Raw genomic sequence first — 11,775 nt, 5'->3', positions numbered from 1 at the left:
TTTTCCCGCTGCCCCGACCCGGTGTTGCTGCGTCGAGCCGACCATCTTAACCGGTTTTCAGGGCACGTCAACACCTCGTGAACCCCGAAACCCATCAACCCGCTCCGCCGTCCTGCTCATCCGGGTCGGCGCGGCCGCGTAGTCTGCACCAGTGGGGATGAACAGGGAAGACCCGGCGCAGCATTTCGGCAACTTCCGGCTTGACGCATCTCCGGTGGTGCAGGAAGGTTTGCCGGGTAGGAATCAAAAGGACTGGCAATGACCCCGATACGAGACATTTCCGCCGGCGCGCTGCTGCTTTGTGCGCTGTTTTTGTCCGGAAGCGCCTTGGGCAATGGCTTGTGGGTTGAAGTGGGCGACGCCCGCTACGCGGTGGAGATTGCCGACGACGACGCCGAACGCGCCCGCGGACTGATGTTCCGGGACCATATGGCCGATGACCGCGGCATGCTGTTCATCCATGAGCGGCAGGGACCGCAAGCGTACTGGATGAAGAACACCAGGATCGCGTTGGACATCCTGTACTTCGACGACGACCGTCGCCTGGTGTCACAGCAACGTGATGTCCCGCCGTGTTCGGCGGGCAACGCCTGTCCGCCCTACCCCAGTGATGCTCCGGCGCGATACGTGCTGGAACTCAATGCTGGCCAGGCTGCTCGACTGGGACTGCAGAACGGTGCCGAACTCCGACTAGGCCCGGATATCCCGACACTCTGACGAAAAGCCGGCCTGTCGGTTGTGGGCGCGCCGTTCCCCAATGGAGCGGGCCTGCGACATCAACCAGTACAACTTCGATCGCGACGATCACCGGGCCTCGGTGTCACAGCTCCATCATCTCGAAGTCATCCTTGGTGACACCGCAATCAGGACAGGTCCAGGTCTCTGGAACGTCGTCCCAGCGGGTGCCCGGCGCGATGCCCTCTTCCGGAAGACCGGATGCTTCGTCGTAGATGAAGCCGCACACCACACACATCCAGGTGCGGAACTCCACAATGGAGGCGATCTCGGACATGGTCGGATAATGCTCAATTGAAGGGTGACGACCTCATTATCCCATCCCCCTACCTCAGGTGAAAGCTTCCCATGAACCCAGCTTGGCCGCGCAAGGGCCTTTACGCGATCACGCCCGACGAACCGGACACCGCACGACTGCTTGCCCGGATCGAACCGGTCCTGCGCGCCGGCGCGGGTTGGCTGCAATACCGCAACAAGTCCGCCGACGCCGTCTTGCGGAAGCAACAAGTGCTTGCACTGAAGCCGCTGTGCCGGCAATACGGTGTGCCACTGATCATCAACGACGATTGGCAGCTTGCGGTCGCGCTGGGGGCGGACGGCGCGCACCTGGGCCAAGGCGACGGCGACCTCGCGGCTGCTCGTGCGGCGCTGGGAGCGCATGCCATCCTGGGCGCCACCTGTCAGGACAGCCTGGAATGGGCCGTTGACGCCATAGCGCAGGGCGCCAGTTACGTCGCCTTTGGCGCCTTCTTCGTCTCGACCACCAAGCCGTTGGCTCGCCGTGCCCCGCCGGAACTGCTGCGTCGCGCGGCCCGGCTGGGAGTGCCCGTGGTGGCCATCGGCGGGATCACGCCGGACAATGGACGGGTACTGGTCGAGTCCGGCGCCGACCTGCTGGCGGTCGTGGGCGGGATATTCGATGCCCCCGACCCGGTCGCCGCGACCCGCGCCTACCTTTCCTGTTTCACTGTTGCTGGAGCACTTCCCGAATGAACCACGACCACTCGCATGCCTTGTTCGCCCGCGCGAGCCAATTGCTGCCCGGCGGCGTCAATTCACCGGTACGCGCGTTCAAGTCGGTGGGCGGGGAGCCGTTCTTCGCCCAGCGCGCGCAAGGACCCTATCTGTTCGATGTCGACGGTAACCGCTACATCGACTACGTCGGCTCCTGGGGGCCGATGATCGCCGGCCATGCGCATCCACAGGTGCTCGACGCGGTTGCGCGAACCATGCGCGACGGCCTCAGCTTCGGGGTACCCAACGAGCTGGAAGTGACGATGGCCGAGACCATCACCCGGCTCATGCCCAGCTGCGAGATGGTGCGGATGGTCAACTCCGGTACCGAGGCGACGCTGTCCGCCATCCGGGTTGCGCGCGGCGCTACCGGACGGTCGCGGATCGTCAAGTTCGAAGGCTGCTACCACGGCCACGGTGACAGCTTCCTGGTCAAGGCCGGCAGCGGCGCGCTGACCCTGGGCCTGCCGAACTCGCCCGGTGTGCCCAAGGCGCTCGCGGACCTGACCTCGACCTTGCCATACAACGACTTCGACGCCGCGACCGCGATGTTCGAGGAGATCGGCGACGAGATCGCCGGCCTGATCATCGAGCCGATCGTCGGCAACGCCAATTGCATCCTGCCGCGCGCTGGCTACCTGCAGCACCTGCGCGACCTGTGCACCCAGCACGGTGCGCTGTTGATCTTTGACGAGGTGATGACCGGCTTCCGGGTCGCACTGGGCGGCGCGCAACAGCGCTATCAGGTCAGTCCGGACCTGAGCACGTTCGGCAAGATCATCGGCGGCGGCATGCCGGTTGGGGCTTTTGGCGGCCGGCGCGAGCTGATGAGCCAGGTCGCGCCAAGCGGACCGATTTACCAGGCCGGCACACTGAGCGGCAACCCGGTCGCGATGGCCGCGGGACTGGCAACGCTAGGCCTGATCCAGGCGCCTGGTTTCCATGATGCGCTGGAAGCCAGCACCAACACGTTGTGCGATGGGCTGGAATCGGCCGCCCGTGACGCTGGCGTACCGTTCCACACCACCCGCGCGCCGGGGATGTTCGGCTTGTATTTCCGCGAAGGCCCGGTGGAATCGTTCGCGGATGCCACCGCATCCGATGCCGCCCGGTTTGGCCGGTTCTTCCATGCGATGCTCGAACGAGGCGTGTATTTCGCCCCGTCGGCCTTCGAAGCCGGTTTCATGTCCAGTGCACACGAGCAAGCCGATATCGCCGTCACCGTGAGCGCCGCGCGCGAGGCGTTTGCGGCATGCAAGGATTGAAACCGGCTGCCTGACGGCGCTGGCACCGAACTGCCAGAACGGTTCGAGTAAACGACCACTTGCATGCGGGCGGCCGCCGTCGGTCACCACTGCCCGGTGTTTGGCATCGAGGCCCACGGCTCGGCCACGGGCAGCGCCTCGCCCTTTTGCAGCAACTCGATCGAGATCAGGTCCGGAGAGAGCACGAAAGCCATCCGGCCGTCGCGCGGCGGCCGGTTGATCGCAATACCCCGCGATTGCAGGTGGGCACAGGTCGCGTAGATATCGTCGACCTGGAACGCAAGGTGGCCAAAGTTGCGCGCGTTCCCGTAGTCCTCCTGCGAACCCCAGTTGTGGGTCAGCTCGATCTCGGCTTCGGGGTTTTCCGGGGCGCCGAAATAGACCAGGGAGAACTTGCCTTCGGCATTATCCATCCGGCGTGTCTGCACCAGCCCCAACCCTTCGGTGAAGAATCGGCTGGTGGCGTCCAGGTCATGGACCCGAATCATGGCGTGCAGGTATTTCATCAAGCGCTCCTCAAATCACAAAAAAAGGTCCGGCAGCAACGGTTGCGCCGGATCCATCGCGTAGACGGAAAAGTCCTCGACGCCCGCCTCGACCAGCACCTGCTCATCGATCAGGAACTGGCCGTGGAAGCCGGCGGCCGGCCGCACCAGCACCGCGTGCGCGGCATCGGCGACGATCTCCGGCTTGCGACAGCCGGCTACATCGATACCCGGGATCATGTTGAGCGCATCGGTGGCAATGATCGTGCGTGGCCATAGCGCGTTGACCGCGACCCCTTGCGGCCCGAACTCCGCCGCAACTCCAAGCGTCACGAAGCTCATCCCCATCTTGGCCAGGGTGTAGCCGGTATGCGGTCCCCACCACTTTGGATCCAGGCTGGGCGGCGGCGCCAAGGTGAGGATATGCGGGTTGGATGCCTTCTGCAGGTGCGGCAGGCAAGCTTGCGCGCACAGGAAGCTACCGCGTGCATTCACCTGGTGCATCAGGTCGAATCGCTTCATCGGCGTATCCAACACCCCCTGTAGCCAGATCGCGCTGGCATTGTTGACCAGGATATCGATCCCGCCGAACGTCTCGACCGCGGCGGCGACGGCCGCATCGACCTGCGCCTCATCACGGATATCGCATTGGACCGCCAACGCTTTTCCACCTGACTCCTCGACTTCCGCGGCGACCGTGTGGATGGTGCCAGGCAACTTGGAATGGGCAGACGACGAGCGGGCCGCGATGACGATATTGGCGCCGTCGCGCGCCGCCCGCAATGCGATGGCACGACCGATGCCACGCGAAGCACCGGTGATGAACAAGGTCTTGCCTGACAAGGTGGGCATGAATGCTCCAGTCGTGGGGTCGGCCCATTGTAGGCAGTGACTCCGTGCCTGCACCGCGATCTCAGGGCTTCGGACCCATGCCCTCGTTATCCTCCCAATGCAGCAGCCGGCGGGTGATGAAGCGATATACCGGCTTTCCGGTGGCGAACCACGCTTGGCGCACCCAGGAATGGCGCTTCAACACGCGCAGCTCGACCGGGGTCAGCATTTCCGGGCAATAAGTGCGCTTGTGCTTGAGCAGATGGCGCAGGTCTTCGCGTGCAAGCAGGCGCATCCAGCGCGAGCGCGGATGGCCACGAACGGCCAGCTGGAAATCAATGATCGCCGGGCTCCCATCGACCAGCACCAACCAGTTGGCCTCCTTGGCCAGGTCGTTGTGGACCAGCCCGTGCCGGTGGAGCTGCTGCAACAAATGGCGGGCACCCTGGAAATACGCCAGGTCACCATGCGGCGGAGCCTGGTACATCGCCGCGCCCTCCATGTAGCTGCGCTCCAGGCGTCGGCCGTCCCAGCGTAACAAGCGCGGCGTGGCCGGCATTCCATCAATACATTGCAAGGCACGCGCTTCGCGTCGGGCCAGCCACCATGCCGGTAGCCGCAGGCATGCCGGCACATGGGCGAGGTCACGACGTATGAATAACCCGCTGTGGTCGCGCATCAGCGAAATCCGGCCAAAGCTGTCGGCTTTCAGCGCGGTGACTTCCAATGCGACAGCGGAATGCGAAGTGCTCATCACGCCACTTTACCGGCAGCCGCCTGGTTCGGCAGCTCCCGCCCGCCGTTGTTGGCACACAGGCGGGCGGTTGGTTCCTGAATCCCGTAGCCGCAGGCTTGCCCAACAGGCATCAAAACCAGCATGACACTGACATAATGAGCCGATGAATCCGGCTTGGATCGACAGCGTCACCGCGTGGATTGGCACGCACCCCGTAGCGGCCGGCGCCTTGATCTTCCTGATCGCCTTCTGCGACGCGCTGGTGGTGATCGGTATCGTGGTCCCGGCATTGCCGTTGCTGTTTGCCGCCGGCGCGCTGGTCGGTCTGGGGCATGTCAACGGTCCCTATGCAGTGATGTGCGCGGCCAGCGGTGCATTCCTCGGCGACGCACTCAGCTACTGGTTTGGACGCCACCTCGGGCCGCGCCGGCTGCGCCAGCACTGGCCATTCGTTCGCTACCCGCAATGGCTGGATCGCGGCGAGACCCTGTTTCGTCGCCACGGAATCAAAAGCATCCTGATTGCCCGATTCGTGGGCGCGGTGCGGCCGTTCGTACCGGTGATCGCGGGCATGCTGCAGATGCCGCTGCGGCGATACGCCCTACCCAGCGCATTCGCCAGTCTGGCCTGGGCGGCAGTATTCCTGGCCCCGGGTTGGGTGTTGGGAGCCTCTTACGATGCCGCAGCGGCGGTTGCTGATCGACTCGCATTGGCACTGGGTGGTCTGGCGGTAGCCATTGCCCTGGTCTGGGCCGCGGTGCTCTACACCTGGCGCTGGTTTGCCAACAACGCCGACCATCTGTTGGCGCGCTTGTTGCGCTGGATCCATGCCCATCCCCTGCTCGGTCGTTACGCCGGCGCGTTGGTCGATCCGAACCGGCCCGGTTCTGCGTCGTTGCTGATGCTCGCGGCGTGTTTGCTGGCGATCAGCTGGATCTGCTTCACCTTGTTGGCGTTGCTGCTGGCCAGCGGCGGTCCACTGGCGGTGGACCATCACCTGCAGGACCTGATGTGGCGCTTGCGCAACCCGTTGGCCGATCACCTGATGGCGGGCCTGGCAAGCCTGGGCGACATCCAGGTGTTGGGTGTGGCGGCAAGCGTGGCGCTGGCCTACCTGTTGTGGCGACGGCGCTGGATGGCGGCCGCCCACTGGATCGCGGCGCTCGCGTTTGGCCTGGCACTGACCAGTCTGCTTGAGGCGGTGATCGACATGCCGCGGCCGCCAACCGCCCCCCCGGGGTTTGGCTTCCCGTCCGTGGCGGTGACCATGACCACGATCATCTTCGGTTTTTTCGCGGTGTTGATTGCGCGCGAGCTGCCTGGGCGTAAACGTGTCTGGCCATACCTGCTGGCCGGCGTCATCACCACCGTGGTCGGGTTCGCCCGGCTCTACCTGGGCGCGCACTGGTTGAGCGACCTGGTCGGCGGCACATTGTTCGGCCTGATCTGGCTGTTGATCCTGGGCATTTCCTACCGCAGCCACGTGGCACGCTCGTTCTGGATGCATCCGCTGTCGGCGCTGTTTTACGGCAGCTTCGCGATCGCCGCGGCATGGCACGCCCCGCACGCGGCCGACGCGCTGCTGAGCCGCTTCCCAACCGCACCACCCAGCGTGCAGGTCAGCAACGACGACTGGTGGCACGACGGCTGGGCCGGACTGCCCGCGCAACGCAACGAGCATGATGCACGCCGACGCTGGCCGCTGGACATGCAGGTAGCCGGCCCACTGGCACCGCTGCAGACGGCGATGGAAGCCGCCGGGTGGCGGGTGCAACCGCAGGCCGACTGGACCGGCACGATTACACTGCTCGATGACGACACGCCGATAACGGACCAGGTCGTGCTCCCGGCAACGCTGGATGCGCACGCCGAGACCCTGTTGATGCTGCACCCCGGAGCCGAGCCGGGCGAGCAGTACGCGTTGCGCTTGTGGCCGGCGCCAGCCGCGCTGGACGACGCCACCCCCTTGTGGATCGGCACCACCCAGACCTTGCAGGCCAGCAAGCCACTCGGAGCGGCGGTGCTGTGGCTGCCCGCCCCCCACAACGGTGAGGCGCATGGGCGAGTAGCCGATGCACTGAAAGGGTTCGACTCGATCCAGGCGCAACACCCGCACAATGGCGTACCGGTGCTCCGGGTACGCATCAACCCTTAGGCTCAGCTGTCCGGAAGCAACGAGAGCATTTGGTCCAGTCGCTCGTGTGGATCATCGGTCTGGAGCAGTTGCTGGCGCTGCGGGTCGGACAACGGCAACATCTCGGCCAGTCGCCAACCGACCCACGCCGCGTCGTCCAGGTGCGCATCAGCCAGCTTCGCGTACTCGCCGCCGACCTGCTCGACCACCCCTTTCAGCAAGGTCGACAGCAAGCCGTGTTGCGGACGCAACGGCTCGACCGGATCGGGATCGCACCAGTCCACCTGGGCCACCTGCAGGCCGTTGGCACGGACGGCGACCTGACGCACGTGGAAACGCCGCGCGCCGCGTACCTGCAAGGTCAACAACCCATCGTCACCGGTGTCGAAATCCTCGATCAGCGCCTCGGTGCCGTAAGCCGCCGCGGAACCCATGGCGTCCTCTTCCAGGATCAGGCAAATACCAAAGCCGCAGCTGTTGCGGCCGCACTCCCGTACCAGGTCCAGGTAACGCGGCTCGAATACCCGCAGTCCCAGCGTGCCGCCCGGGAACAGGACAGCCGGCAACGGAAACAATGACAACGATGGGGGATCGGTCTGGTTCGACATTGTCACCAGCCTAGCGCAGTCCAGGTTGGCCCTGCAGCATCGCCATGAAACGCCGCGGCGCTCCGTCAAAACCACCGTTGGACATGAATACCACGTGGTCGCCGGACCGCGTCTGCTGGCCCAGTAACGCGAGCAAGGCGTCTGTATCGGCCGCGGCAATGCCCTCGCCGCGCAGGGCGGCAATCACCTTGCCGGCATCCCACGCCAACTCCGGCCGGTGCAGGAATACCACCACGTCGGCCTCGTCCAGCGACGGTGCCAGCGCGTCGGCGTGTGCACCCAGCCGCATCGAATTGCTGCGCGGCTCCATCGCCACGATGACACGCGCCTTGCCGACCTTGGCCCGCAACCCGGCCAGGGTGGTGGCGATCGCGGTGGGATGGTGGGCGAAGTCGTCGTAAACGGTGATGTCGGCGTCCTGGCCAATCAACTCCATTCGCCGCTTGACGCTGTGGAAGCTGGTCAATGCCGGCAACACGGCGGCGACATCGCCGCCGACCGCGTCCACGGCAGCGAGCGCCGCCAATGCGTTCATCACGTTATGCCGGCCCAACAGCGACCAATGCACTTCGCCCAGCTCGACGCCGTCGTGGATGACCATGAAAGCGCTGCCGTCCTGCGCCAGCAAACGGGCGGTCCAGTGGAATGGCTGGTCCGGGGTGACCGGACTCACGGCCAGCGAAGCATCCAGGCCGAAGCTCACCACCGGCGTCCAGCAGCCCATTGCAAGCATCTCCGCCAGATGCCGGTCCTCACCATTGACGACCAACCGGCCGCGGCGTGGCACCGTGCGCACCAAGTGGTGGAACTGGCGCTGGATCGCGGCCACGTCCGGAAAGATGTCGGCGTGGTCGAATTCCAGGTTGTTGAGGATCGCCACCAGCGGCCGGTAATGCACGAACTTGCTGCGCTTGTCGAAGAACGCGGTGTCGTACTCGTCGGCCTCGACCACGAACAAGGAGCCCGGCGCCGTGGATGAGGGCGCGCCGCCACCCACCCGCGCCGAGACCCCGAAATCCTCGGCCACGCCGCCGATCAGGAAGCCCGGCGCGCGGCCGGCCGCCTCCAGCAACCAGGCCAATATCGAGGTCGTGGTGGTCTTGCCGTGGGTACCGGCGACGGCAAGCACGTCGCGACCCGGCAATACATTCTCGGCCAACCACTGGGCACCGGAGATGTACTTCTGGTTATCGTCCAGCACCTGCTCCACGGCCGGGTTGCCACGCGAGAGCGCATTGCCGATCACGATCTGGTCGCAGTCGGCGGAGATGTTGGCCGGGTCGTAGCCTTGGCGCAGCTCGATGCCCAGTTCCTCCAGCAAGGTCGACATCGGCGGATATACCGCCTGGTCGCTGCCCTCCACCTGGTGGCCAAGCTCGCGCGCCAGCGCCGCGACGCCGCCCATGAAGGTGCCGGCGATGCCGAGGATATGGAGTTTCATGCGTTTACCGGTTCTGCCGGGCTAGCCGACCTGCGGGACCGGTGCCAGCGCCTCGATCAGCCGCGCGAACACCTCGTCCAGCGAGCCCACCCCATCCACCACGCTGAGCTTGCCGCGCTGACGGAAGAAATTGACCACCGGCGCGGTCTGGTCGACGTAGACCTGCAGACGGGTACGGACCGATTCGGGTGTGTCGTCGGCGCGACCTTCAGCCTGGGCCCGGCCGGCGATCCGTTCGACCAGCAACTCGGTCGGCACCTCCAGTTGCACCGCCGCATCCATCGGCTGGCCGATGCGCTCGAGCAACGTGTTCAGTGCGTCGGCCTGGGCCAGATTGCGCGGATAGCCATCGAGGATGAAACCGCCACGGGTGTCGGCCCGCGAGAAGCGATCCTCGAGCATGCCCAGCAGGATCGCGTCGCTCACCAGCTCACCACGAGCCATCACCTCTTTTGCCTCAAGGCCAAGCGGGGTGCCGGCGGCAACTTCCGCACGCAGCAAATCGCCGGTGGAGATGTGCGGTACCTGCAAATGATCCTTGAGGCGGGTGGCCTGTGTGCCCTTGCCGGAACCGGGCGGGCCGAGAAGTACCAATCGCATCACTGTCTCCTGAATCTGGGCCTCACGGGGCCGGCGCTACAATTGCAGCGACCTGTCAACCTGCCGGGGCAAACGGCGCCCAGCTTACCGCATCCTGGGGCTATCCCGGCACCTACCTCTGGAAGCCCCATGCCCTCGGGAACCCTGCTCTATGCCCAGTCCGGCGGTGTCACCGCCGTTATCAACGCCACCGCTTCGGCGGTGATCCAGACCGCTCGCGCCCACAAGGTCAAGGTACTGGCCGCGCGCAACGGGATCCTGGGTGCATTGCGCGAGGAGCTGATCGACACCTCGAAAGAGTCGATCGCCGCGATTCGCGCCCTCGCCCACACGCCCGGCGGCGCGTTCGGATCATGCCGGTTCAAGCTCAAGTCACTGGACGAGGACCGAGCCAGGTACGAGCGCCTGCTGGACGTGCTGCGTGCCCATGACGTGCGCTGGTTCCTCTACAACGGCGGCAATGATTCGGCCGACACCGCATTGAAGATGTCGAAGCTGGCGGCCGAGTTCGACTACCCGCTGACGTGCATCGGCGTGCCCAAGACCATCGACAATGACCTCGCGCTGACCGATTGCAGCCCCGGCTTCGGCTCGGCGGCGAAGTACACCGCGGTATCCGTGCGCGAAGCGGCGCTGGATGTGGCTGCCATGGCCGAGACGTCGACCAAGGTGTTCGTGTACGAGGCGATGGGCCGGCATGCCGGTTGGTTGGCTGCGTCGGCCGGACTGGCGGGCAACGGACCCGACGAGGCACCGCACATCATCCTGTTCCCGGAACGCGTGTTCGACGAGGCGGTTTTTCTCGCCAAGGTGGAATCGGTCGTCAAGCGCGTCGGCTATTGCGTGGTGGTCGCCAGCGAAGGCATCCGCAACGCCGATGGTGCGTTTGTCGCCGATGCCGGCGGCGGCAAGGACTCCTTTGGCCACGCCCAACTTGGCGGCGTGGCTTCCCATCTCGCCGGCCGGGTCCAGCGCATGCTGGACTACAAGGTCCACTATGCGCTGCCCGACTACCTGCAGCGCTCGGCGCGGCACCTGGCCTCCAGGACCGATCTGGACCACGCGCAGGCGGTGGGCAAGGCAGCGGTCGAGTTCGCCCTGAAGGGCATGAATTCGGTGATGCCGGTGATCGTGCGCACCGGCGACGCGCCCTATCGCTGGAAGATCGAGCCGGCACCGCTGTCGAAGATCGCCAACAAGGAAAAGAAGATGCCAGCGGGATTCCTGCGCCGCGACGGCTACGGCATCACCGAAAAAGCCCGCACCTATCTGGAGCCGCTGATCCGGGGCGAAGCACCGCCGCCATACGGACGCGACGGCTTGCCCAGGTACGTCACGCTGAAAAATATCGCGGTAAAGGCGCAACTGCCGCCGTGGGATGTCGAAACGGGTTGAAACTCGCCCGGATGAGGCAGCTCAGTCGTTGCAGGTCTTGCCTTCCACCTTCATCACCGCCGCAAACACACTGGCGGCCGCTGGCTTGTCGGCGCTGGATGCGGGCTTGGAGCCATCGAGGTACACCCGGACGCGACCCTGTGCGTCCAGCTCCGGCGTGGCGCCTTCGGCGGCATTGCGCCACACCTGCACGATGGCCTGTTGCGATGGACAGGCGGCGTTGGGCACGCTGATCAGGTCGTTGAGTATCCATCCGCCGGCAAGCGAAGGCTTCGCCTTGGCGGCGTCCACGAAACGCGCGCGTGGCTGGCAGTTCGGGCTGGTGCGAACGACCGCGAACCGGTACGGATCGGCGGTCTCACCGGTAAACACGCCTTCCAGGCGGGCACAGGCCTCCGGGATTGTGCGCAGGGTATGCGCCACCCCAACGGCCTGGGCAGTGGCAGCCGGGCGGTCAATCTCCGGCTTGGGGTCGGCGGCCATTGCGGGCAGTGCCGCAACGAGAAGTAACAAGGGCATCAGGCGCATGGG

Annotated in this window: 13 protein-coding genes; 5 read left to right on the top strand and 8 right to left on the bottom strand. The window is 65.4% G+C overall.

Going from position 1 to position 11,775, the window contains the following annotated elements:
* The first annotated feature begins 258 nt into the window (after nt 1-258).
* On the top strand, nt 259-717 hold the full coding sequence (locus tag ACW7G6_RS12630) for a DUF192 domain-containing protein (RefSeq protein ID WP_456979913.1): 459 nt from the start codon (nt 259-261) through the stop codon (nt 715-717).
* A gap of 103 nt (nt 718-820) precedes the next feature.
* Here ACW7G6_RS12630 and ACW7G6_RS12625 read toward each other — a convergent pair whose 3' ends face one another.
* A complete protein-coding gene (locus tag ACW7G6_RS12625) occupies nt 821-1,012 on the bottom strand; it encodes a rubredoxin (RefSeq protein WP_456963401.1) in 192 nt (63 codons plus the stop codon).
* Nucleotides 1,013-1,083: 71 nt separating this feature from the next.
* Between ACW7G6_RS12625 and thiE the strand changes: the two genes are divergently transcribed.
* A complete protein-coding gene (gene thiE / locus ACW7G6_RS12620; RefSeq protein WP_456979914.1) occupies nt 1,084-1,728 on the top strand; it encodes a thiamine phosphate synthase in 645 nt (214 codons plus the stop codon).
* Nucleotides 1,725-3,014 carry a glutamate-1-semialdehyde 2,1-aminomutase gene (gene hemL, locus ACW7G6_RS12615; protein ID WP_456979915.1) on the top strand — a complete coding sequence of 430 codons (1,290 nt, stop codon included), beginning with the start codon at nt 1,725-1,727 and terminating at the stop codon, nt 3,012-3,014. The genes thiE and hemL overlap by 4 nt, the downstream gene beginning before the upstream one ends.
* Before the next feature lie 83 nt (nt 3,015-3,097).
* On the opposite strand, the gene ACW7G6_RS12610 is transcribed toward hemL, so the two are convergent.
* From ACW7G6_RS12610 to ACW7G6_RS12600, 3 genes are all read right to left on the bottom strand, one after another.
* A complete protein-coding gene (locus ACW7G6_RS12610; RefSeq protein WP_456979916.1) occupies nt 3,098-3,520 on the bottom strand; it encodes a VOC family protein in 423 nt (140 codons plus the stop codon).
* A 15-nt stretch (nt 3,521-3,535) separates the two neighbouring features.
* Nucleotides 3,536-4,351, bottom strand: a complete 816-nt coding sequence (locus ACW7G6_RS12605) for an SDR family oxidoreductase (protein WP_456979917.1) — start codon at nt 4,349-4,351, stop codon at nt 3,536-3,538.
* Between the two features lie 61 nt (nt 4,352-4,412).
* Nucleotides 4,413-5,084, bottom strand: coding sequence for a serine/threonine protein kinase (locus ACW7G6_RS12600; protein WP_456979918.1), 672 nt, complete (start codon nt 5,082-5,084; stop codon nt 4,413-4,415).
* A 145-nt stretch (nt 5,085-5,229) separates the two neighbouring features.
* On the opposite strand from ACW7G6_RS12600, the gene ACW7G6_RS12595 reads away from it, so the two are divergent.
* Nucleotides 5,230-7,221 (top strand): bifunctional DedA family/phosphatase PAP2 family protein, encoded by a 1,992-nt coding sequence (locus tag ACW7G6_RS12595; protein ID WP_456979919.1) that lies wholly within the window; start codon nt 5,230-5,232, stop codon nt 7,219-7,221.
* Nucleotides 7,222-7,223: 2 nt separating this feature from the next.
* Here ACW7G6_RS12595 and ACW7G6_RS12590 read toward each other — a convergent pair whose 3' ends face one another.
* From ACW7G6_RS12590 to ACW7G6_RS12580, 3 genes are read right to left on the bottom strand one after another with little or no spacing between them, the layout of a single operon-like run.
* Nucleotides 7,224-7,817, bottom strand: a complete 594-nt coding sequence (locus ACW7G6_RS12590; protein ID WP_456980139.1) for an LON peptidase substrate-binding domain-containing protein — start codon at nt 7,815-7,817, stop codon at nt 7,224-7,226.
* A gap of 1 nt (nt 7,818) precedes the next feature.
* A complete protein-coding gene (gene mpl, locus ACW7G6_RS12585; RefSeq protein WP_456979920.1) occupies nt 7,819-9,249 on the bottom strand; it encodes a UDP-N-acetylmuramate:L-alanyl-gamma-D-glutamyl-meso-diaminopimelate ligase in 1,431 nt (476 codons plus the stop codon).
* A 21-nt stretch (nt 9,250-9,270) separates the two neighbouring features.
* On the bottom strand, nt 9,271-9,849 hold the full coding sequence (locus tag ACW7G6_RS12580) for an adenylate kinase (RefSeq protein WP_456979921.1): 579 nt from the start codon (nt 9,847-9,849) through the stop codon (nt 9,271-9,273).
* Nucleotides 9,850-9,978: 129 nt separating this feature from the next.
* Between ACW7G6_RS12580 and ACW7G6_RS12575 the strand changes: the two genes are divergently transcribed.
* The gene (locus ACW7G6_RS12575) at nt 9,979-11,244 is read left to right on the top strand and encodes a 6-phosphofructokinase (protein WP_456979922.1); all 1,266 of its coding nucleotides are present in this window, start codon (nt 9,979-9,981) and stop codon (nt 11,242-11,244) included.
* Between the two features lie 21 nt (nt 11,245-11,265).
* Here the strand turns inward: ACW7G6_RS12575 and ACW7G6_RS12570 are convergent, their stop codons facing one another.
* The gene (locus ACW7G6_RS12570; RefSeq protein WP_456979923.1) at nt 11,266-11,772 is read right to left on the bottom strand and encodes a hypothetical protein; all 507 of its coding nucleotides are present in this window, start codon (nt 11,770-11,772) and stop codon (nt 11,266-11,268) included.
* Nucleotides 11,773-11,775: the final 3 nt, after the last annotated feature.

The organism is Lysobacter sp. A421 (assembly GCF_054052145.1).
The sequence above is the reverse complement of the archived record's forward strand: the minus strand, read 5'-3'. Positions and strand labels throughout refer to the sequence as shown.